Annotated in this window: 15 protein-coding genes; all 15 read left to right on the top strand. The window is 49.4% G+C overall.

All coding sequences use genetic code 11. From position 1 onward, the window contains the following. Positions 1 to 98 precede the first annotated feature (98 nt). The 15 genes from prmA to AR543_RS18245 all read left to right on the top strand — a co-directional run bounded on the left by prmA (position 99) and on the right by AR543_RS18245 (position 24,431). Positions 99 to 1,076 carry a 50S ribosomal protein L11 methyltransferase gene (gene prmA, locus AR543_RS18315; protein WP_060535847.1) on the top strand — a complete coding sequence of 326 codons (978 nt, stop codon included), beginning with the start codon at positions 99 to 101 and terminating at the stop codon, positions 1,074 to 1,076. Positions 1,077 to 1,079: 3 nt separating this feature from the next. Further along, entirely contained in the window at positions 1,080 to 1,763 is a 684-nt protein-coding gene (locus tag AR543_RS18310) for a site-2 protease family protein (RefSeq protein ID WP_060535846.1), read from the top strand. Between the two features lie 412 nt (positions 1,764 to 2,175). After that, positions 2,176 to 2,739: an alkyl hydroperoxide reductase subunit C gene (ahpC, locus tag AR543_RS18305; RefSeq protein WP_060535845.1), complete on the top strand. Its 564-nt coding sequence runs from the start codon at positions 2,176 to 2,178 to the stop codon at positions 2,737 to 2,739. A 39-nt stretch (positions 2,740 to 2,778) separates the two neighbouring features. After that, positions 2,779 to 4,308: an alkyl hydroperoxide reductase subunit F gene (ahpF, locus tag AR543_RS18300; RefSeq protein ID WP_060535844.1), complete on the top strand. Its 1,530-nt coding sequence runs from the start codon at positions 2,779 to 2,781 to the stop codon at positions 4,306 to 4,308. Between the two features lie 485 nt (positions 4,309 to 4,793). Then, a complete protein-coding gene (locus AR543_RS18295) occupies positions 4,794 to 5,564 on the top strand; it encodes a 16S rRNA (uracil(1498)-N(3))-methyltransferase (RefSeq protein ID WP_060535843.1) in 771 nt (256 codons plus the stop codon). Positions 5,565 to 5,567: 3 nt separating this feature from the next. Next, a complete protein-coding gene (gene mtaB / locus AR543_RS18290; RefSeq protein ID WP_060535842.1) occupies positions 5,568 to 6,914 on the top strand; it encodes a tRNA (N(6)-L-threonylcarbamoyladenosine(37)-C(2))-methylthiotransferase MtaB in 1,347 nt (448 codons plus the stop codon). A 172-nt stretch (positions 6,915 to 7,086) separates the two neighbouring features. Then, positions 7,087 to 8,457 carry a class I SAM-dependent rRNA methyltransferase gene (locus tag AR543_RS18285; protein ID WP_060535841.1) on the top strand — a complete coding sequence of 457 codons (1,371 nt, stop codon included), beginning with the start codon at positions 7,087 to 7,089 and terminating at the stop codon, positions 8,455 to 8,457. A gap of 287 nt (positions 8,458 to 8,744) precedes the next feature. Continuing rightward, a complete protein-coding gene (gene addB / locus AR543_RS18280) occupies positions 8,745 to 12,272 on the top strand; it encodes a helicase-exonuclease AddAB subunit AddB (RefSeq protein WP_060535840.1) in 3,528 nt (1,175 codons plus the stop codon). Beyond that, positions 12,262 to 16,332 (top strand): helicase-exonuclease AddAB subunit AddA, encoded by a 4,071-nt coding sequence (addA, locus tag AR543_RS18275; protein WP_082472273.1) that lies wholly within the window; start codon positions 12,262 to 12,264, stop codon positions 16,330 to 16,332. Before addB ends, addA begins: the two co-directional genes overlap by 11 nt. A gap of 263 nt (positions 16,333 to 16,595) precedes the next feature. After that, positions 16,596 to 17,786 carry an exonuclease SbcCD subunit D gene (locus AR543_RS18270; protein WP_060535839.1) on the top strand — a complete coding sequence of 397 codons (1,191 nt, stop codon included), beginning with the start codon at positions 16,596 to 16,598 and terminating at the stop codon, positions 17,784 to 17,786. Positions 17,787 to 17,926: 140 nt separating this feature from the next. After that, positions 17,927 to 21,364 carry an AAA family ATPase gene (locus AR543_RS18265; protein WP_060535838.1) on the top strand — a complete coding sequence of 1,146 codons (3,438 nt, stop codon included), beginning with the start codon at positions 17,927 to 17,929 and terminating at the stop codon, positions 21,362 to 21,364. Positions 21,365 to 21,438: 74 nt separating this feature from the next. Continuing rightward, on the top strand, positions 21,439 to 21,807 hold the full coding sequence (locus tag AR543_RS18260; RefSeq protein ID WP_060535837.1) for a histidine triad nucleotide-binding protein: 369 nt from the start codon (positions 21,439 to 21,441) through the stop codon (positions 21,805 to 21,807). Positions 21,808 to 22,109: 302 nt separating this feature from the next. Further along, complete coding sequence (gene rpsU, locus AR543_RS18255) at positions 22,110 to 22,283, top strand: 30S ribosomal protein S21 (RefSeq protein WP_005547957.1); 174 nt, start codon at positions 22,110 to 22,112, stop codon at positions 22,281 to 22,283. Between the two features lie 15 nt (positions 22,284 to 22,298). Next, complete coding sequence (locus tag AR543_RS18250) at positions 22,299 to 22,742, top strand: GatB/YqeY domain-containing protein (protein ID WP_060535836.1); 444 nt, start codon at positions 22,299 to 22,301, stop codon at positions 22,740 to 22,742. A 267-nt stretch (positions 22,743 to 23,009) separates the two neighbouring features. Beyond that, entirely contained in the window at positions 23,010 to 24,431 is a 1,422-nt protein-coding gene (locus tag AR543_RS18245) for an NfeD family protein (protein ID WP_060535835.1), read from the top strand. Positions 24,432 to 24,543: the final 112 nt, after the last annotated feature.

Raw genomic sequence — 24,543 nt, 5'->3', positions numbered from 1 at the left:
TGGATAGTTCCCTGTCCAACCTGGCCGTTTTGAATTATACTGTTAATCTGTAGTACAATGAAGCGTAATGCACGCTCGAAAACAGGAGGAAATAAAACATGTTATGGCATGAATTGACTATACATACAACTGAAGAAGCGGTGGAGATGATCTCCAACTTTCTGCATGAGGCAGGCGCAGGCGGCGTAACGATTGAGGAATCGGGTACACTGAACAAGCCACGCGATACCTCTTATGGACAATGGTACGAAATGCCGTTGAACGATATTCCCGAGGGATTGGCTGTAGTACAGGGGTATTTTGCCGAAGCGACCGATATGGATACGATCGCTGCCGAGATTGGCGAACGCACCAGTCAACTGAAAGAGTTCGGTATTGATGCCGGCGCTGCTACCATTTCGGTGAAGACAGTGGATGAAGACGATTGGGCGAATGCCTGGAAGCAGTACTTCAAGCCGATTCGTGTATCCGAGCGTCTGACAATCAAGCCTACGTGGGAAGATTACACGCCGGAGAGCCCACAGGAGCAGATTATCGAACTGGACCCGGGTATGGCGTTTGGTACGGGTACGCATCCAACGACATCGCTCTGTCTGCGTACACTGGAGACGGTGATCCATGGTGGCGAAGAAGTTATTGATGTAGGCACAGGCTCCGGTATTCTGGCGATAGGCGCGATGAAGCTGGGAGCGAAAAGTGTACTGGCGCTGGATCTGGATCCTGTCGCTGTATCAAGTGCAGGGGAGAATACGCGTCTAAACGGGCTGGAACAGGATATTACAGTCTATGAGAGTGATCTATTGTCCGTACTCAAAGCAGACCCGGACAGCCTGAATGTGAAGCTCAACGTTACACTGCCAGTACAGGTGGTCGTAGCCAATATTCTGGCAGAGATCATTTTGCTGTTTATCGACGATGTATATGAAGCACTCAAGCCGGGCGGTGTCTATATTGCCTCGGGTATTTATAAAAATAAAGAAGACGATGTACGTCAGGGGCTGGAAGCTGCCGGTTTTGTAGTGGAAGGTGCGCATCGTGATGAAGACTGGATCGCATTTGTAGCGAGAAAGAGGTAAGGAATGGATTTTCTGAATAACGTCTTATTTGTACCTTTGAACATTTTGCCGTTTTACGTGCTCGCGCTCGTAATCGGCTTTACGGTACATGAATTTTCACATGCTTATGTAGCCAACAAGTTTGGTGATCCTACAGCACGTCTGTTGGGGCGGGTAACGCTGAATCCTGCTGCGCATATCGATCTGCTCGGTATGATTCTGCTGCTGATTGCAGGCTTTGGCTGGGCACGTCCAGTGCCGGTGAACCGGGAGAACTTCAGCCGTCCGCGTCTAATGGGGATTCTGGTATCCGCTGCAGGACCGGTCAGCAATCTGCTGGTGGCGCTATTAACCGCGATTATCTACTATGCACTGAATTACTTTGGATTGATCGGGTCGTTTGCCAACAACCGGATTGATATTGCCATTTATACTTTTGTGGAATATATGATTTTGATGAACTGCTTCCTGTTCCTTTTCAATCTGATTCCATTGCCGCCGCTGGATGGTTATCGCATCCTGTCGGATTGGCTGCCTCCGCGCCTCAGCGCACGTCTGCAGCGTGTCGAGCAATGGGCGATGCTGCTGTTCCTGCTGCTTGTGTTTATTTATCCGCTGCGTCAGGTAACGATTGTACCGCTGTATCAGCTTGCCAATACGCTGGGTGGAAGCTTCTATACCCTGGGCAATCTTTTGTTTGGCGGTTGATATCGAAATAACCAAACAATCTTGATTGCATCACATGAATACATTTTGTGCTGCTGACTGGATATTATTCCGGTCAGCAGCATTTTTGTTTTTCATGAAATTCATGAAGATCAATATCTTTCAAATTGGGTACTAACAAAAAGAAGCATGAAAATGCTTTGCAGCCAAAAAGGATAAATATGAACAATTATTGAACTTTCACAAGGTACGCGAAACTCTTCAAAAGGGCAAAATCATTAAAAATCTCCTATAAAAAGGAAGAAAATTCCTTTCCAAAATGAAGATTAAGTGAAGTCCTGCACATCGCTTGACATGACCCTGTGTATAGTATGATAATGATTCTCAGATTATAATTATTCTAATTACATTTTAGGATAACCAAAAAAATATTGGAATCAGGAGGAATTTTATTATGTCTCTTATCGGTAAAAAAGTAGATGCTTTCAACGCAAAGGCTTTCCACAATGGTGAGTTCATCGACGTATCGGATCAAAACTTCCAGGGTAAATGGAGCGTTGTATGCTTCTATCCGGCTGACTTCACTTTCGTATGCCCAACTGAACTGGGTGACCTGCAAGATCAATATGCTACACTGAAAAACCTGGGCGTAGAAGTATACTCCGTATCTACAGATACTCATTTCACACATAAAGCTTGGCACGATCATTCCGATGTTATCAGCAAAATCGAGTACATCATGATCGGTGACCCTTCCCAGCGCATTTCCCGCATCTTCGATGTTCTGGACGAAGAAGAAGGTCTGGCACAACGCGGTACATTCATTATCGACCCAGAAGGCGTTGTTCAAACTGTTGAAATCAATGCTGACGGTATCGGCCGTGATGCAAGCACGCTGGTAGACAAAATCAAAGCAGCTCAATATGTTCGCAACAACCCGGGTGAAGTTTGCCCTGCAAAATGGAAAGAGGGCGCTGAAACCCTGAAACCAAGCCTGGATCTGGTTGGTAAAATCTAAGTTTAAACTGAAACGTTTAACAGTAAGGAGCATGAGCAAATGGTATTAGATGCAGAAATGAAAGTCCAACTGTCGCAATATCTTCAGATGCTGGAGAGCGACATCGTGCTGAAAGTCAGCGCTGGCGATGATAAAACATCCCAGGAAACGTTGGCACTCCTTGACGAACTGGCTGCCATTTCTCCGCGTATCCAAGTGGAAACTGCTGTACTGGAACGTACACCGAGCTTCAGTGTAAACCGTGTAGGCGAAGACACCGGCGTTATTTTTGCCGGTGTACCGCTTGGTCACGAATTTACTTCACTGGTTATGGCACTGCTGCAGGTCAGCGGTCGTGCACCCAAGGTGGATGACAGTCTGATCGCTCAGGCAAAAGCAGTCAAAGGCCCATATACATTTGAATCCTATGTCAGCCTGACCTGCCACAATTGTCCGGATGTGGTACAAGCGCTGAACATTCTGAGTGTACTGAATCCGAACATCAAGCATACCATGATCGAAGGCGGCGCATTCAAGCATGAAGTAGACAGCAAGAATATTATGGCTGTGCCTACCGTGTTCCTGAATGGCGAGCCATTCGGCAGCGGACGCATGTCTCTGCAGGATATTCTGTCCAAACTGGGTGCAGGCCCGGATGCAGACGAACTGTCCGAGAAAGCTCCATATGATGTGCTTGTAGTTGGTGGCGGTCCTTCCGGCTCCAGCGCAGCGATCTATGCAGCACGCAAAGGTATCCGTACCGGTCTCGTAGCCGAGCGCTTTGGCGGTCAGGTTATGGATACAGTTGGTATTGAGAACTTTATCAGTGTGAAATACACTGAAGGTCCAAAGCTCGCAGCCAGCCTGGAAGAACACGTAAAGGAATACGGCGTAGATATTATGCCATCCCTGCGTGCCAAGCGTCTCGAGAAAAAAGATCTGGTTGAAGTAGAACTGGAAAACGGCGCGGTACTGAAAAGTAAAACCGTTATTCTGTCTACCGGTGCACGCTGGCGCAATATCGGCGTACCGGGCGAAGAAGAATTCAAAAACAAAGGCGTAGCGTACTGCCCTCACTGTGACGGTCCGCTGTTCGAAGGCAAGCATGTAGCTGTCATCGGCGGTGGTAACTCCGGTATCGAAGCAGCGATCGATCTCGCTGGTATCGTCAAGCACGTTACGGTTCTTGAATTTGCTTCGGAACTAAAAGCCGATTCGGTTCTGCAGGATCGTCTGTACAGCCTGCCGAACGTAACGGTTATCAAAAACGCGCAAACCAAAGAAATCACCGGTGACGATACGGTTAACGGTATTACCTATATCGATCGTGACACGATGGAAGAGCAGCATGTGAAACTGCAGGGCGTATTCGTTCAAATCGGTCTGGTGCCTAACACCGACTGGCTGAAAGATACACTCGAACTGACTCGCATGGGCGAAATCGTCGTAGACAAACACGGTGCAACCAGCCTGCCTGGCGTATTCGCTGCCGGCGACTGCACAGACAGTGCCTACAAGCAGATCATTATCTCCATGGGCTCCGGCGCTACTGCAGCACTGGGCGCATTTGATTACATGATCCGTAACTAATCTACAGACAATCGCTAATTTGGCAAAAGATAACCCGCTGTTATGCTCCTTGTTTTTTATTAGCGATTGGTAGTATAGATGCGACATCAAAAACTCCCTTTCCGTATCCGGATTATCCGGTGCAGGAAAGGGAGTTTTTTCGTGAGTTGAATCTGCGCTGTTTTTATCTAATTACCAAAGTGGCATGGCAAAAGGATTCCGGTGTACAATTTGAAGTGAAACTCTAGCCCTCACTGTCCAAAAGTTGTATGATAGGGATTCAGGTATTTCACCCCAATAGGGTGCTGTATGGCCTTGAGAAGTCCGGCTTGTCTATACAGACCGGGCTATTTGAATATCATTCGGAGAACGTGTACCGTATATATTGAAGTGATGGAGCAGGCTATATAGGAGAGTACAAATGTTATAGCGGATACGAATGGATGGTACACCCATCAGCTACACTATTTATAGTAGGAAAATGTCATACAGAAAGTGGATGAGCGATGCAGCGATATTTTGTACCGGCACAGCAGTTCAGTGAGCAGGAAGTAACGATCACGGGTGATGATGCGCGGCATATTATAAGAGTAATGCGTTCACAAGAAGGCGATAAGCTGATCGCTTGTGATGGCAGCCAGTTGGATGTACTAGCCGAGATCAGCAGTATGGATGAAGGTGTCGTTACGGCACGTATTGTGGAACGGCTGGAGCAGCTGTCCGAAGCAGCCGTTCAGGTTACGATTGCCCAGAGTCTGCCCAAAGGTGACAAAATGGAGACCGTGATTCAGAAATGTACGGAGCTTGGAGCTGCAGCCTTTGTTCCTTTTTTGTCAGAGCGTACAGTTGTGCAGTATGATTCGCGCAAAGAAGAAAAGCGTATCCAGCGCTGGAGTAAAATTGCCAAGGAAGCTGCCGAGCAGAGCCATCGCAGCCGTATTCCGCAGATCGGTCAGCCGCTCAGCTGGAAGCAGCTGCTGGCGACATTTGCACAGTATGATCTGATCTGTTTTTGTTATGAAAAGGAAAATGGCAGTCAGCTGCGTGATGTTGTTCAGCCGTTCGCGGCTGGTCTGCAGCAGAATACGGATACTGCAGCGCAAGTGCTGATTGTAGTCGGACCGGAAGGCGGATTTGCCGAACAGGAAGTGGAGGCTGCCGAGCAGCATGGTGCTGTACCTACTGGCCTCGGCAGCCGTATTCTTCGCACGGAGACAGCGGCGATGACAGCGCTGGCTTGCATTATGTATGAAACCGGAGAAATGGGAGGAATTTAACTTATGCCATCTGTAGCGTTTTACACGTTGGGCTGTAAAGTCAACTTTTATGATACTGAAGCCATGTGGCAGCTGTTCAAAAATGAAGGCTATGACCAGGTCGATTTTGAAGAACAGACTGCGGATGTATATGTGATTAATACCTGTACCGTAACCAATACCGGAGACAAAAAAAGCCGGCAGATTATCCGCCGTGCCGTACGCCGTAACCCGGATGCCGTTATCGCGGTTACCGGGTGCTATGCGCAGACGTCCCCGGCCGAGATTCTGGATATTGAAGGGGTCGATCTGGTGGTAGGTACCCAGGATCGCGACAAGCTGATGGATCATATTCGCACCCTGCAGAGCGAGCGTCAGCCGATCAATGCGGTGCGCAATATTATGAAGACACGCGAATTCGAAGAACTGGATGTACCGGATTTTGCCAATCATACTCGTGCTTTTCTCAAAATCCAGGAAGGCTGCAACAACTTTTGCACATTCTGCATTATTCCGTGGTCCCGCGGACTATCCCGCAGCCGCGCAGCGAGCAGTGTAATTGCCCAGGCGCATCAGCTGGTAGCCGCAGGTTATAAGGAGATTGTATTGACCGGTATCCATACCGGCGGTTACGGAGATGATCTGGAAGATTATGACCTCGCCGATCTGCTCTGGGATCTGGATCGGGTGGAAGGGCTGGAACGTATCCGTATCAGTTCGATCGAAGCCAGCCAGATTGACGAGAAGGTGCTTGATGTACTGAATCGTTCCTCGAAAATGTGCCGTCATTTCCATATTCCGCTGCAGGCAGGCGACGACAATGTGCTGAAACGGATGCGCCGCAAGTATACCGTAGCGGAATATGCAGAGAAAATCCGCCGTATTCGCCAGTCCATGCCGGATGTAGCGATTACAACCGATGTGATTGTAGGGTTCCCGGGCGAGACCGATGAGATGTTCCAGAACGGCTACAATATGATGAAGTCGATCGGATTCTCCGAGATGCACGTGTTCCCGTATTCCAAACGTACCGGCACACCGGCTGCTCGTATGGAAGACCAGGTGGATGAAGAAGTGAAAAATGAACGTGTCCATCAGCTGATTGATCTGTCCGAGCAGATGCAGCTGTCCTATACCGAGAAATTTGTAGGTCATGTACTCGATGTAATCCCGGAAAACAATGATAAAGGGTTATACGGTGAAGGCATGATTGCTGGCTACAGCGATAACTATTTGCAGATCGCTTTTGAAGGATCGGAAGATCTGGTAGGCAAGCTGTGCCGTGTCAAACTCACCGAGCCTGACGTTAATACAAGCAAAGGTCAACTGGTTCGTGTGTTGGAACAGACTCCAACTCCGCTGGCCCAGTAAGAAATTTTATATCGTTTTATAACAGACAGGATACGACGAAAGGATTTCACTTTACCGTTCGGTTAAGGTGAAATCTTTTGTTTTGATCAAGCATGCATCTGTATGCACACACAACCGGCAGCCGATTAACAAGTTGGCAGGCTGTACGGACTTTATGAAGGAGTGACCACTATTGGCAAGCATTATTTTGCATCAGAAACGTAAAAAAAGACTCGAACAGGGACATCCCTGGGTATTTGAAGGTGAGATCGCCGAAGTAGAAGGCCAGCCAGAGCCGGGGCAGATCGTAAGTATTCTGAATCATCAACGCAAATTTCTGGCATCCGGTTATTACAACCCGGCATCACGTATCACGGTACGCGTCGTATCCCATCAGCCGCTGGAAGATCTGGATACCGCCTTTTTTGCAGAACGATTCGAATGGTGTCTCAAGCACCGTACCCGCTTTTTGAGTGGCGAGAATGCATATCGGCTTGTTTATGGAGAAGCGGATTTTCTGCCAGGATTGATTGTAGACCGATTCGGCGAGATTCTGGTTGTGCAGCTGCTGACACTTGGCATGGATCGTCGTCGTCAGCAGATTATCGATGCGCTGGTACAGGTGATGCAGCCTGCCGGTATCTACGAACGCAGTGATGTATCGGTACGCAAGCTGGAAGGACTGGAAGAAGTCAAAGGTGTAATGTACGGAGAGTGTCCGCGTCATGTGACGGTATCCGAGAACGGACTGCTGATCAAGGTCGATATTGAAGAAGGCCAGAAAACCGGCTACTTCTTCGACCAGCGGGAGAATCGTGCTTCGATTGCACCTCTGATGCGGGGTTGGGGCGAGCGCAGCGGCATTCAGCTGACCGAAGTGGAGCAGGATGGAGCACAGGTAACGCTGCCGGTTAATCGCAAAGGCAAAGTCGTCGATTTCCCTTACTGGGATGGCGCCACGGTACTGGAATGTTTTTCCCACACCGGCAGCTTTACACTGAATGCTTGCAAATACGGAGCCAAAAAAGTAACCTGTCTCGATATTTCGGCGCATGCGATTGAGAGTGCACGTGAAAATGTACGCCTGAACGGATTCGAAGAACGGGTGGAATTTGTAGTGGATGATGCGTTTGACTATCTGCGCAGCAATGCCAAGGGACTGGAAGAACGAAATCAGCGTGCAGCAGCTGATTCGGGGCAGGATACGTCCAAGCCGATGACAGCTGGCGGCGGACGGAGCTGGGATGTGGTCATTTTAGACCCGCCTGCTTTTGCCAAAACCAAAAGTGCGGTACCCGGCGCCGTTCGTGGGTATAAAGATATTAACCTGCACGGTATGAAACTGGTTAACGAAGGCGGCTACCTGGTAACAGCGAGCTGCTCGTACCATATGCGTCCTGATCTGTTCCTCGAGACGATCCAGGATGCAGCCAAAGATGCCGGTAAAGTACTGCGTTTGGTAGAGTGGCGCGCAGCAGGCAAGGATCATCCGCAGATTCTTGGCGTTAACGAAGGTCATTATCTGAAATTTGCGATCTTTGAGGTACGCAGCAAAAACTTTTAAACTATAATTGGATCAATATCGGCAGTCTTCAACCAAGATGAATGATTGATCTCATAATCCCCTCTTCCGAGACACACTATATCGTGTATTGCAGGCAGAGGGGATTTACATATGAAGACTGCATATTGGCGAACAGGATTGAAATTCGCACCGAATTGTATTACTCTTAATAAGATACAAACGGGAACAAATGTTCTTTTTTTGAAGAAGGTTGTTGGTAGGAATTTTAATAAAAATATGTACGAAATTGAATATAGATTTTACTTTGCAGGAATGAAGGTGATTTGATGCCACTCAAGTTTATGCTCGGTCGTTCCGGAAGCGGCAAAACGACTACAGTTATTCAGCGAATTATTGATCAGATCAAAGAGCAGCCAGATGGTCCGCCTATTTTGCTGCTGGTGCCGGAGCAGGCATCCTTTCAGGCGCAGTATGCACTTATTCGCACACCTGAGCTGCGAGGCAATGTACGGGCACATACGTATGGTTTCCGTCATTTTGCCGAGTGGATACTTCGGGAGACCGGCGGATCGGCACGCACGCCTATCGGAGATGAAGGCAAAAAAATGCTGCTGTACAAGCTGATTCATGCGCATCAGCCGGAGCTCCGGTTATTTGGCGCATCCAGTGATCAGTTTGGATTTATCGGCAAATTAAGTGAATTGTATACCGAGTTCAAGCATCATGCGCTGACTGCAGAAGAGCTGGCTCGTTATGTACAGCAGCCGGGAGCGCAGCGCTCGCCACTGCTGAGCGATAAGCTGCATGATCTCCAGCGTATTTACCAGGAGTATGAGCAGGGACTGGCAGGATTATATGTGGATCGCGATGATACACTGACAGATCTGGCTGCAGCGATTCCGCAATCAGAGACACTGAATCATGTAGAAGTATGGATCGACGGCTTCCACAGCTTCAGTCCGCAGGAATATGCCGTTATTGCAGCACTGATGGAAAAAGCTGCATCGGTGACGATTACACTCACACTGGATCGTCCCTATGATCAGGAACCGCCTCAGGAAATGGAGCTGTTCCATCCGACCGCACTCACCTATCGCAAGCTGGCCCAGCTGGCCGAAGCACTGGACGGAACTGCTCTGCCTATTATCGAGAATCTGTCGGCATCTCCTGACAGTGTACCGGTTCGGTTTCGCAACAGTGCCCAGCTGGCACATCTGGAATATGGCTATCGTCACCGGAAAGTATGGCGTGAGCCGTCGGCTGATCAGGCACAGGCACGGGAGCAGGATATTACGATCCATTCCACACTGGATCGCCGTTCCGAAATAGAAGCAGCTCTGCGCGAGATGATACGACTCGCCCGCGACAAAGGGGCGCGCTGGCGGGACATGGCACTGTTCGTTCGTACACTGGATGATTACGAATCGATGATTGAGCCGCTGCTGCAGGATTATAATATTCCTTATTTTATGGATAAAAGACAGGGGATTTTGCATCATCCGCTGGCAGAGTTTTTGCGCTCGGCGCTGGATATTGTCATGTACCACTGGCGATATGAAGATGTATTCCGCTGCATCAAAACAGGCATGCTTGTTCCGGATGATGGCCGCGTTAGCACGGAAGATATCGACCGACTTGAAAATGCAGTACTGGCAACCGGTATTCACGGCTCCCGCTGGACCGATGGACGTCCATGGCGGAATATTCCCGGTATTCATATGGAGAATGAAGAGGAACGGACAGAAAGCCAGCGTGCAGCTGCACAGCGCATCGAGCAGGCACGGGATCTGGTTACCGGTCCGCTGATTACTTTTGAAAAGAAAATCAAAAAAGCCCGTCATGCTACCGAAATGTGCATCGCCCTGTATCAGTTGATCGAAGACTGCAATATCGCCGGACAACTGGAACAAATGAGCGGTAGTGCTGCCCTGGCAGGCGATCCGCTGCGTGCACGTGAGCATGTTCAGATCTACGGCAGTATTATGGATCTGCTGGAGCAGATGGTAGATATTATGGGAGAAGGCGAACTGGAGCTAACCACATTTGCCGGTCTGCTGGAGACCGGACTGTCCGGTCTGCGTCTGGGTATTATTCCGCCGGCGATGGATCAGGTACTGATCGGTTCGATGGATCGCACCCGCCCGATGGATATAAGGTATGCATTTGTACTAGGTGTGAATGACGGGATTGTTCCATCTGTATTTGTGGATGACGGTATTCTGAACGAGATGGAGCGGACGAGTATGTCCGACGATGGATTAGCACTGGCACCGGGTATTACACGGCGTCAGCTGGACGAGCGTTTTCTTATTTACAATACATTAACGATGGCCAGCGACAAACTATGGATCAGTTATTCGCAGACCGATCACGAAGGCAAAGGATTGCTGCCGTCGGAAGTCATTACCCAGGTACGCAGTCTGTTTCCTTTTTTGCAGCATCAGCATCATCATCCTTCGGCTGAGCAAGAAAGCGACCGGATCAGTCATCCGGCCACTACACTGCCGCTGCTGATCGGACAGCTGCGTGACTGGAGCAGAGGGAGCGATATGCAGCCGGCATGGTGGCATGCCTATAACTGGTATACAGCACAGTCACAATGGCAGCCTCAGCTGCATATGCTGCTGGACTCACTCTTTTATGAAAATAGAGGTCGTCAGCTGAATGAGGATACGAGCCGTCATCTGTATGGAAGTGTGCTGAGAACAAGTGTCTCCGGTATGGAGCAGTTCGTCTCCTGTCCGTTTGCCCATTTTGCCGCTCGCGGGCTCAAGCTGCGTGAACGGCAGGAATACAGGCTCAAGGCACCGGATATCAGCAAGTTATTCTATGCTTCACTAACCGATCTGGCCAAGGATCTCAAAAGCCAGGGACGCAAATGGGGAGATCTCAGTCCCGAAGAATGTATGCAAGCAGCCGAAGCAGCTGTCGACAAGCATGTACCGCGGCTGCAGGGGGAAATCCTGTTCAGCTCCAAACGATATGGCTATATTACACGTAAACTGCGTGAGATTGTCAGCAGAGCTTCGGTCATTATCGGAGAGCAGTCGCGTCGTGGAGACTTTGAACCATGGTATCTGGAATTGGTATTTGGTCCGAATGGAGACTGGCCGCCGCTGCGGTTCACGCTGGATAATGGCTGCACGATGGAAATTGTGGGCAAAATTGACCGGGTGGACGTGGCCGAGAGCGATAACGGGCTGCTTATACGCATTATCGACTACAAGTCCAGTCAGACCGATCTGAAGCTGCATGAAGTCTATTATGGACTGGCACTGCAGATGCTGACCTATCTGGATGTACTGCTGACCCATGCGGAAGATATGCTGGGACAAAAAGCTTCGCCAGCTGGCGCGCTCTATTTCCATGTGCATAATCCACTGCTGCAATCCGGCAATCGTCTGACCCTGCAGCAGTCCCAGCAGGAGCTGCTCAAGAAATTCAAAATGAAAGGGTTGCTGCTCGCCGACCGCGATGTTATTGGGCGGATGGATATGGAACTGGACAAAGGCTACTCGGCTATTTTACCGGTAGCGGTGAAAACCGATGGCGGTTTCTACAGCAGCTCGGCAGTTGCTTCCCCGGATCAATGGGATGAACTGCTGCGCAATGTAAGACAGACTGCCCGTGATATTGGAACAGGCATTACCGATGGACAGACCGATATTACGCCATACCGGATGGAACAGGAAAAAGCCTGTACGTTCTGCTCCTACAAATCGGTCTGCCAGTTCGATGAATCGGTCAAAGGCAATGCCTATAATATACTGAAAAAACCAAACAAAAATGAAACTTGGGAGCTGCTGCAAAATCAGCAGAGCACGCAGAAAGGAGATCATTCTATTGACCAGTAAAACAACCGATTATCCAGAAATGCCAAGACCGATAGACAGCACCTGGACTGAAGACCAATGGAAAGCCATCTCCCTGCGTGGCGGCAATATGCTCGTCGCTGCTGCAGCCGGCTCCGGCAAAACAGCAGTTCTGGTGGAGCGGATCATTCGCCAGGTGACGGATACAGCACATCCACTTGATGTAGATCGGATGCTTGTAGCTACCTTTACCAAAGCGGCAGCGACCGAGATGCGTCAGCGGATTCGGGCTGCACTCGACAAAGAAGTGCTACAGCGTCCGGAGGATGAGCGATTGCGCCGTCAATTGGCGCTGCTGGGTCAAGCTTCGATTACGACGCTGCACTCCTTTTGCCTGGAAGTGATTCGTCGTTATTATTCACTAATTCCTCTGGACCCTGGATTTCGGATTGCCAGCGAGAATGAAAGCAGACTGCTGCGTCAGGAACTTTTGGAAGAACTGTTCGAAGAAAAATATGGCGAAGAAGAGGAACGCGATTCCAAGCAGTTTCATCGTCTGATGAACTGGTTCGGCGGAGAGCGAAGTGATGATGCAGCGATTGTACTGGTTGAACGGCTGTATCATTTTGCCCGCAGTCATCCATGGCCCGAGCACTGGTTGCGTCAGACAGCTGCCCATTTCGAAGCTGCCGATGGAGCAGCGCTGCAGAATACTCCGTGGGTGAGTTATATTATGCAGGATATCAGAGTATCGCTGGAAGGCATGGAAGCACTGCTGCGTCAGGGAATAGACACGGCGCGCCTGCCAGGCGGTCCGGCTGCTTACGCAGACAGCTTGAATGAAGATCTGGAATTGATTCATCAGCTCCAGGATGCAGTGATGCAGCAGCCGTGGACAGCATTGTATCTGACTTTCCAAAATGCCGGATTCGGCAAGCTCAAAGCTGTACGCAAGGAAGGCATTGATCCCAATCTGCAGGAGACCGTCAAGCAGCTGCGGGAAAATGCCAAAAAATCGTTGGCAGATCTGAAAACGTCCTTTTTTGGACGTACCCCGGATGAATTTGCCCAGGAATTGCGCGAAGCGGCTCCCTTAATGAGCGAACTGTCCGAGCTGGTTATTCGATTTAGCGATAAATATCAACAGGAGAAACAGCGTCGCGGTTGGGTCGATTTTTCCGATCTGGAGCATTATGCCCTGCAGATTCTGCGCGATCCGGCATCTGTGCCTGATCATGTGCTGCCTTCTGCAGCCGCGCTGGAGTATCAGGAGCGATTCGATGAAGTCATGCTGGATGAATACCAGGATACCAACTCGGTTCAGGAACAGCTGATTCGTCTGATTTCCCGTTCTGAACAGGGGAATCGCTTTATGGTAGGTGATGTGAAGCAGAGCATTTATCGCTTCCGTCTGGCTGAACCGAGATTATTTATGGAAAAGTATCATACCTATAGTGAAGACTGGCAGGGTGAGGGACGTCGTATAGATCTGTCTCGTAACTTCCGCAGTCGTCAGCAGGTTGTCGATGCGGTCAATATGATTTTCCGTCAGGTGATGAATGAGAAGGTTGCCGAGATTCGTTATGATGAACGTGCTGAGTTGGTGGCAGGTGCGCAGTATCCTCCTGGGGAAGAAAAGGCCTATGCACCAGAATTCTGGCTAATTGACCGGGCAGGTGCTGAGCGAACAGCAGATAATGAAGATCCAGCGGAACTGCCTGCAGGATCTGCTGCCGATGAAGCAGAACTGGAAGCGGCACGTCTGGAAGCACAGGCTATTGCAGCTCGTGTTCGCGAGATGGTATCACCGGATGGTCGTCCACTGATGATTTATGATAAAAGTGTCGATGGACTGCGCCCTGCCGAATATCGGGATATGGTTATTTTGCTGCGCTCGGTATCCATATGGGCGCCTATGATTGTGGAAGAACTGCAGCTGCTTGGTATTCCTGCTTACAGTGATTTGGAACAGGGCTATTTTGAAGCCGTAGAAGTGGATATTATGCTGTCGCTGCTGGAAATTATCGATAACCCGCAGCAGGATATTCCACTTGCTTCGGTATTGCGTTCTCCAATCGTTGGACTGAACGAAGATGAGCTGGCAGCTATCCGTTTATTTGGCAAGGATATATCTTATTACGACGCGATGCTGCTGGCGTCCGAGCAAGCGGAAGAACATCCGGGCAGCTGGAATAGCAAGCTTCTTCGTTTTATGGAACAGCTGTCCAATTGGCGTGCCCGGGCGCGGGAGGAAGAGCTGGGAGAACTGATCTGGCGGATTTACCGGGAGACCGGTTATGTCGATTGGCTGGGTGGACTGCCTGGCGGTATCCAGCGGCAAAACAATCTGCGTATTCTGTATGATCGTGCCCGGCAGTTTGAACGCTCTACCTCATCCCGAGGCTTGTTCCGTTTCCTGCGCTTTATCCGCAGACTCAAAGATAATGGCGGCGACCTGGGATCCGCCGTGTCAGGAACGCAGGAGAATGCGATTCGAGTTATGACAATTCACAAAAGTAAAGGATTGGAATTCCCGGTCGTTTTCCTCGCTGGCATGTCCAAAATGTTCAATATGCAGGATCTGAATGCTTCTTTCCTGATGCATAAGGAACTTGGATTTGGTCCCAAATTCGTGGATGAAGATACACGGGTCAGTTATCCAACGCTGCCCAATTTGGCGATTCGCCGTCAGGCACTCAACGAACTGCTGGCAGAAGAGATGCGCGTACTCTATGTCGCATTGACACGTCCAAGGGACAAGCTGATCATGATCGGAACCGTACGTGGACTGGACAAGAAAATCTCGGCCTGGAGCCAGATTCAGAATTCGGAGCAGCTGGAGCTGCCGGACTATTTACTGGCACGTGGGCGCAGCTATCTGGATTGGCTCGGTCTGGCGATGATGCGTCATCGTTCGGCGGCCATATTCCGTGAACGAAATGAAGCAGCAGCCGGTCCGTATTCCGACTGTCTGGCAGCTGATCCATCCGACTGGCAGATTCGTATTATCGACAGCCGCGAGCTGCGCGTTGCCGATGAGAATGATGAATTGAGCTATGCAGGTCCGCGTGATAATGATCCCAAATGGCAGGCACTCCGGGAAAAAAGTGAAGTGACACTGTCTCAAATCCGCGACCATTTGGATACAGATACAGATACAGATACAGATACAGATACAGATACAGATACAGATACAGATACAGATACAGATACAGATACAGATACAGATACAGATAACTGGCAAAGTATCGTTTATGATCGTCTATCCTGGCAGTATCCTTATGAGAATGCTGTGCACACCCCCGCCAAGACTACTGTCAGTGAGCTAAAAAGACAGCTGGCGACGGAAGATGCTCCTGATGCAGATTTATGGGAAGGCATCTGGAATCTGCAGCCGCTGCTGAATTCATTTGCTAATCGAAAGGCAGAAACGAACGATACAGAAGCATCTCTATCTTCTTCGGAGCCGATTGCAGCTGCCGATAATGATATAGCAGTTGATGCCATAGCTGATAGTCAGACATCCAGTCTGTACAATGACGGCACACTCAAACTGCAGCGTCCCAAATTTATGGAAAAGCGCGGTCTGAGCGGAGCCGAGCGGGGAACAGCTTATCATACTATGATGCAGCGTATCCCTCTTCAGGCGGGTCCGATCGATACAGCGCTAGTGGATCAGATCAGAGACCAACTGGTACAGCTGCAGATTTTGACCCAACCGGAAGCCAATGCAGTGAAAACGGCAGACATTACCGCCTTTTTTGCCAGCGAGCTTGGTCAGCGTCTTATCCATTCAGAGTGGATCAGGCGTGAAATGCCTTTTAGCTATGGAATCCCTGTAAATGAACAAAACGATATCATGCTTACCCAGGGGATTGTCGATTGTCTGTTCCGCGAAGGCGAACAAACGATTCTGATCGATTACAAAACCGATCGTATTGCAGCTCACGAAGGTGGCCTGGAATCTTTGGAACAGCGGTATCGGCTTCAGCTTGAACTATATGCACAGGCTGTTGAAGAATCACTTGGACAACCTGTAAATGAATTGTGGCTGTACTTTTTTGATGGTGCACGGGCAGTAAGGCTCAATGCCGACAAATAGTAAAGGGTGCCTATGCAGCTATTCATTTAGGTTCCCGATGAGTTCTGTCCATCTAATAATCATCTGAACAACTAATTACAGCAGATTCGTTGCATATCAGTATTGCAGTATGAACCAAGTATTACTTGGATACGATCAAGCAGAATCAGTTATGATCAATTATAGAAAACACACAATAATGTATACCAAAGTACGTAACTGTCAGGGCCGCCTGTTCAAGGGCAGCCCTGTAGTTATGATGATAGATATAGAGGAGGAGTCCTATGCGTATTTTACATACGGCGGACTGGCATTTTGGCAAAACCCTGGAAGGTCGCAGCCGACTGGAAGAGCAGATCGCCTTTGTGGAAGAATTAAACCGTATAGCAGATGATCAGCAGGCGGATCTTATTCTAATGGCGGGTGATGTATATGACTCGGTTAATCCACCTGCAGCTGCAGAGCAACTATTTTATGAAGCCGCCGCCAAATTGACTGCAAATGGTCGTCCAATGGTCATTATTGCTGGTAATCATGATCAGCCGGAGCGGATTTCTTCAGCGACGCCGCTTGTTCGCGGTCGCGGGATTCATCTGCTCGGTGTACCCGCAGCAGAAGGATTGCAGATTCAGATTCCGCGTACATCCGAGACAGCAGTCATTGCGCCGCTGTCCTATCCATCCGAAGCTCGTCTGAATGAACTGCTGACAGACGATAACGAGGAGAATCTGATTCGGCGCGCCTATAGTGAACGTGTAGGTCTGCTGATGAAGCAGCTATCTGCAGGATTCCGCCCGGACACAGTTAATCTGGCGATGAGCCATGTGTATGTACTGGGTGGGGTAGAGACTGATTCAGAGCGTCCAATTCAGGTAGGCGGTGCATATACAGTAGATCCGTCAGCATTGTATACCGGCGCGCAATATACAGCGCTAGGTCATTTGCATCGTGCCCAGGCAGTCAAAGGAGAAGGCATGATCCGTTACAGCGGTTCTCCGCTGGCATACAGTTTCTCCGAAGCTGGACAGGCCAAATCGGTGACGATGCTGGATATACAGCCAGGCGGCATACCGCAAATGGAAGAAATTTTCCTGACCAGTGGACGTCCATTGGTACGCTGGAAAGCCAAAGGCGGCTTGACCGAAGTCTATCAGTGGCTGGAAGAAGGCAGGGATCCCAATGCATTTATCGATCTGGAGATCTCGCTGCAGGAAGCGTTGGCGATGAGTGATATCCAGAATTTGCGCAAAGCTTATGGAGGAATTGTAAATATACGTCCCGTCTATCCCGAAACCGAGATGCAGGAGCAGTTTAGTGAACGTTCGCAGCTGCCTGTACATGAGCTGTTCCGTAAATTTTATGAACGCCAGACCGGCGGAGCTGTCCCGGAAGATCGACTGGTTGAGCTATTTCTCGAACTGATCGATTCCGAAGATACCCTGGAACAGCTGAATCAGGATCAGGATATGCAATAAGACAGGCATAGATAACCAGCACAGATAATAGCGCAGTTACTTTTAGCTAAACCATCCAGCCCGAATTTTGGCTGGATCGATCCATATAGACATCGAAAAACAAGAAAGCAGATTATATGTACAGATAGAGGGGATACAGTATGAAGCCGATTACCCTGAAATTATCAGGCCTGCAAAGCTATCGTGAACAACAGGAGATCGATTTTACCGTTCTGTGCGAGACCGGTCTCTTCGGTATATTCGGTCCTACAGGCAGTGGCAAATCGACAGTGCTTGATGCCATTACGCTCGCTCTGTATGGCAAAGTGGAACGTGCACAAAACGGAACGCAGGGTATTCTGAACCACTCCGAAGATGCCGTTTTTGTCTCTTTTTCATTCGAGTTGCTGTCCGATCTGGGACCGCATACTTACCGGGTCGAGCGGCGCTTCAAGCGTACCGGAGACCATACCGTCAGCAATACGATGAGCCGGTTTATCGAATGCCATCCCGATGGAGATCGTGTTATGGCAGACAAACTCGGTGACGTAACGCGCTGCGTCGAAGAATATATTGGACTCAAAATGGACGATTTCACCCGTGCGGTTGTACTGCCGCAGGGCAAGTTTGCCGAATTTCTTTCCCTCAAAGGCAGCGACCGTCGCCAGATGCTGCAGCGTCTGTTTCATCTGGAACGTTACGGGGATCGGCTCATGCAGAAGCTCAGTCAGCGGGTCAAGGAAACCGACAACCAGCTGGGTCGTCTGGTAGCTGAACAGGCTGGTCTTGGTGATGCTTCGGCCGAAGCAGTGAAGCTGTCCGGCGAAAGGCTGCAGGCGGCTACGCAGGAGGCAGAGCAGATGCGCATTCAGTTGCAGCAGGTCACTGCGCAGACTGAACGATTGAGCCGCATACGTGAATTAATGAAGGAACAATCCATACTACGGGTTAAGCTGAATGACCTCGATCAGCACGAATCCGATATACAGGCGCTGGAACAGCAGATCGATGGAGCGGCTGCTGCCAGCGTGCTGCTGCCGCTGTTGGATGCATGGAAAACAGCGCTCGTTCGTCTGGAGCAGGAAGAAAATCGTTCTGCCACACTGAGAGATCAGCTGCAGCAAGCCGTTCAGGCTGCTGCACATGCTGCTGAATGTGAAAATGAAGCCAGACAGACGCTATCCCAAAATGAGCCGCGTCTGGTGCTGCGCATAGAGCAGCTGCAGCAAGCATTACAGCTGCAGCAAGAATGCAGCAGTCTGGAACAATCACAAGCGCTGCTGAATGCCCAATTGGAGCACACACAGCAGCAGCTGGCCGAGCTTCGTCATCAGGCAGAACGTGAGCAGACCATGCTAGACAAAGCAGAAAAGCGTCGTGAAGAGCTTTCTACCCAGCTCAAAGCCTGCGAAGTACGCAATCAGGATCGCAAAGAGCTCCAGGACGCCCAGCAGCGTCTGTCTGCACTCGATGCAGCTCGTACCCGCCTGCATGACCTGCAGGAGGAACACGAGAGTTACCGACAGTCAGATCAGCGTGCCGGCGAAGCATGGAGTGTAATGGAAAAGCAGCAGCTGCAGCGCAGCCAGGAAGAAAGCCGGCTTTACCAGACAGCTTCTCATTTATTGCAGCTGCATCAGCAGAGTGAGCAGTATCTATCCACACTCCAAAATGTTCTCTATGATCATGAGCAGCAGTATCATCAGGCCTCGCGTGCTGCCGAGTCTCATCGTCTGGCAGCCGTACTAGCAGCCAGTTTGCAGGAAGGTGAGCCCTGTTCGGTTTGCGGTTCGGTACATCATCCCCAGCCTGCTGTGGCGCTTGAGGAGAATAGTTCAACTGATAGTCATGACCAGCAGTTGAGACAGCTGGAGCAGCTTCAGCAAGCAGCACGTCAGCTGAATGACAATATCCGTTCCCGTCGCTTTGAAATGAGCAGTATTCTGGGGGAGTGGGAAGGAAATATACCCGATTCACAGGATGCTTCTGATTCACGGCAGGTGAATAGTGAAGTGGAAAATGCAAGTATCCACCTGGAAGATCTTGAGCCAATAAGTGACTCTACGACGTTAACCAGCTGTCTTGCTGCTGCTCGTCAGCAGAGTGACACATTGGAGCAGCAGCTAAATACGCTCAAGCAAGAGATCAAATTCTGGCGTCAGCAGCAGCGGGAATGGTCCCAGCGTACGGCAACCCTGCAGACTGAACAGCAGAGTGCAGCCCGGCTGCTGGAGCAGTCTGGGGTTCGTGTGAATGCTGCGCAGCAGGCTGTAAATGATCTGGTGCAGGCTTGGCAGTCCCAACTGGCTCATCTGACCGAAGAGTCTGCCCGCGAAGGATTTGCCCGTATTGCAGCGCTGGACGAGCAGGCGGAGAAGATTCGCGAAGGTCTGGAAAAAAGCATACCTTATATTGAAGAACGCCAAAAAGCGCTGCGTCACTGCGAACAGCAGCTGAATCAACTCGATAGACAGTTTATTCAGGACAGCACCCGGCATGAAGGCGAGCAAAAGCTGCTGCAGGAAAAAAAGAATCGTCTGCAGGAGTGGATTGGTAACGATTCCGCCGAGCAGCTGATCCGGCAGGTAGAATCAGAATTGGTTCGTTACCGTCAGGAATCCGAGAAATGTATTCGCCAGCTGCGTGAAGCAGAGCAGCGCCAGCAGCAGGCTGTCCAGGCATTGGCATTGTCCGAGCAATCTGCTGCAGCTGCCAAAGAACAGGCTGATCAGACCGGACAGCAATGGCAGCAAGCGCTGGAGGCTTCTCCTTTTGCCAGTGCCGAGAGTGTGAATGCCGCCCGGATGGAAGAGCAGCAGATTCAGCTCAGCCGCCAGCGGATAGATCGCCATCGGGAACAGCAGCGCGAGTTGTCTCTTCATCTGCGTGAAGTAGAGATCAAGCTGGATGGACAGAGCATTACCGAGCAGCAGTGGGAAGAAACCCAGCAGCTCTGGACAGCAGCTCGTCAGGCCGATGAGACTGCCCTGGAGAACAGAGCCAAAGCGTCCAGGGATTTTGAAGATCTGGAACATCGCCATGTTCGCTGGCTGGAGCTGGAGAATGAGCGCACCACACTCGCAGTGGAAGCAGGACATCTATCCAAACTGCAGGCCAGTATGCGCGGTAATGCCTTTGTAGAGTATATTGCCGAAGAACAGCTGATGCAGGTCAGTCTGGCCGCCTCGGAGCGTCTTCGTTTTCTGACCAAGCAGCGGTATTCTCTGGAGGTAGATTCCGGCGGTGGATTTGTTATTTGTGATAACGGCAATGGCGGAATACGTCGTCCGGTATCCACGCTATCCGGTGGAGAGACCTTCCTGACTTCGCTGTCGCTTGCCCTGGCATTATCCGCCCAGATCCAGCTGCGTGGACGCTATCCGCTGCAATTCTTTTTCCTGGATGAAGGATTTGGTACACTGGACCCCGAACTTCTGGATACAGTGGTAACTTCTCTCGAGAAGCTGCATACGGACCGGCTGTCTGTTGGTATTATTAGCCATGTGCCGGAACTGCGAATGAGACTGCCGCGCAAGCTGATCATTGTTCCTGCAGAACAGGCGGGCAGCGGCTCCAAAGTTATGCTTGAGAAAATGTAAAAGGCAGACTTGTAACTATTCCAAACAATGTAAAACCAAACCAAACAATCCAAAACCAAAAGGAGCTATTTCTGATGACACAATCCGACTGCTTGTTTTGCAAAATCGTAGAAGGCAGTATTCCAAGCAACAAAGTATACGAAGACGAACAACTGCTGGCGTTTCATGATATTTCTCCCGCAGCACCTGTTCATGTACTGATTATTCCCAAAAAGCATATTGATTCCATGAATGAAGTAACCGAAGAGGATCTTTCGCTAATTGCAGATATTCATCGTGCAGCCATCAAGCTGGCTGCCGAGCTGGGAGTTGCCGACAGCGGATATCGTCTGATCAATAATTGCGGTCCAGATAGTGGACAGGCAGTTCAGCATATTCATTATCATCTTCTGGCCGGTACCAAGCTGGGTGCATTGACCGGAGTCTCCGATTCTCACGCCTAATTATCTATTTGGGTCAGCTACAAGCAAAGATGATGTTTACCTTGCCAATCTATATATTGCAGATTTTACCGACTAGGTTTTCGATAATTATTCATAAAAGTTATTAATTTCCTATTTTTAGCTAAAATTGGGCTAAAAATAGTGTTTCCAATCCCTTAAAAACCGGGTATATAATATAACGTTAAAAAAATGACTGTAAAAAGCCCTGTTCAGGTTGACACTTCATTTAACTTTCACCTATAATGAAAGTTGATAAGCCGTGTTATTTTTCCGGACGGTCTGGTCGGAGGGAGGGAAAACTGGTGTCTGAAACGAAAGTTCGCAAAAACGAAACAATTGATGCAGCACTTCGTCGCTTCAAACGCTCCATCGCTAAAGATGGCGTTCTGGCTGAGGTGAAAAAACGCAAACATTATGAGAAGCCGAGCGTAAAGCGTAAGAAAAAATCTGAGGCTGCGCGCAAAAGAAAGTTTTAGGAGGATTTATCCGTTATGAGTCTTAGCGAACGATTGAACGAGAATATGAAGCAGGCCATGAGGGACAAGGACAAGTTTAAATTGTCTACGATCCGCATGGTGCGTTCCACCGTAAAAAATCTGGAAATAGATTTGAAGCGTGATGCGAACGATGAAGAAGTGCTTGATATTCTTAGCCGTGAGATCAAACAGCGCAAAGATGCCCTCCAAGAATTTGAAAAAGCAGGTCGTGACGACCTGACAAGCAACCTTAGAGCTGAAATTGAGATCATTTCAGAGTATCTTCCCGCCCAGCTTTCTGAAGAAGAAATTAAAGTCATTGTACAGCAGACCATCCTGGAGACCGGTGCTTCTTCAAAAGCCGATATGGGAAAACTGATGAGCGCCTTGATGCCTAAGGTCAAAGGTCGCGCAGACGGAAAAGTTGTGAACCAAACGGTTCAACAACTTCTGCAATAAACAAATTCAAAAGCACCTTCTTTCTCTGGAAAGAAGGTGCTTTTTTCTATACTGTCTTTTTAAAATTCATCGATGCTGCCGGATTTATCAGGAAATGTGACATTTTGATGAAACGTATTCATTGGTTTTACGTATAATAAAAAGAGTAGGTTTTACCATTTCTAACTATATTTTCGTATCGTGAGTCTGAGACCGTAGTATCCGTAAGAAGGCAACCTGATCCGTATAACGAATAAGGTCTACCTGAAAAGAAAGGGGCTACAATGCATGACGAACAAAACAGACGGTTGGAAATATCAGCGTCGTCTTCTGATCTGGATGTCCATGCTACTGTTGGTAGTTACCATGGGCATTACATCGGTACACTCGGTATTCGCTGCAGCGCCATCAACGTCTTCAACCGGTGCAGTCTATGTTATACCGGTCGATCGTGAGATTGAAGGAGGACTGCAAAAGTTTCTGACACGTGGATTCCAGGAAGCCCAGCAGAACAAAGCTTCGTGGATTGTGCTGGAGATGAGTACACCTGGAGGAGAAATTCAGGCTGCGGAAGGTATTGGGGAAATAATTCGTAATAGTCCGATTCCTACAGCGGTGGTCGTACAGGACAGAGCAGCTTCGGCAGGCAGTTATATTGCACTGAATGCAGACCGGATCTATATGCAGCCAGGCAGTACGATTGGTGCAGCTGCTGTAGTCGATGGTAGCGGTCAGCCTGTAAAGGATGCCAAGCTGGTTGCTTATTGGAAAAGCGAAATGCGCGCTGCAGCCCAGCTCCATTCGCGTAATCCTAATATTGCAGCGGGGATGACAGATGCCAATATAGCTGTAGCGATGCCGGAGATTGGGCAGACCAAGGAAAAGGGACAGATTATTTCCCTGACCGCACAAGAAGCCCAGAAGGTAGGGTATGCAGACGGTATCGTTTCTTCTGTAAATGAAGCGGTAGCAGCACTGGGACATTCACCAGCGGATATGGTTCGTGTTGAACCATCGGTTGGGGAGAATATTGCTCGTTTTCTGACGCTACCTGCTGTCGCGACGATTCTGCTATTTATCGGTATTGCAGGAATCGCGATGGAGATTCTTATTCCTGGCTTTGGAGTTCCTGGTGTGATCGGTGTAATCGCTTTTGGTTTGTATTTCTTTGGCGGTTATGCATCAGGCTTTTCCGGTTCAGAGACATGGCTTTTGTTTGGAGTCGGTCTGGTGATGCTGATATTGGAGCTGTTTATACCAAGCTTTGGCATTCTGGGTATTCTTGGAGCAGCCAGTCTTGTAACAGGCGTTGTAAAAGCTGCTTATGATACAAGCAACGCGTTTATATCGCTTGGCATTGCTTTTGCAGCTGCCGCTGTATTTGTATCTATTATGGCAGTAGTGTTTAAGAAACGCGGGATCTGGAACCGTTTCATCTTGAGTGAGCAGCTTTCTTCGGATCAGAATTATATGTCCAATCTGCAGAGAGAATTGCTGCTCGGTATGGAGGGAGTCAGTCTTACGCCTCTTCGTCCATCGGGTACGGTTATTGTAGATGGGCAGCACCTGGATGTAGTAACCCAGGGAGTCTATATCGACAAGAATTGCCCTGTGCGGATTATCCGCATAGATGGCAGCCGGATCATTGTAGATGAGAAGGTGGCAGATTCAGAAGGTCACGAAGGTATAGATCCTCACCATGTAACCTGATAGCTTGAGATGGAGTGGGCCATTATTATGGCATGCCAGCCGGCAAGCACTGGAATGACAGCAGATTTGATAGGGTGACCAGCTGTGGGTCTGCTGCTGTTCTTACATATTT

Source organism: Paenibacillus bovis (assembly GCF_001421015.2).
Taxonomy (GTDB): Bacteria; Bacillota; Bacilli; order Paenibacillales; family Paenibacillaceae; genus Saccharibacillus; species Saccharibacillus bovis.
This window is presented reverse-complemented; position numbering and strand designations above follow the sequence as displayed.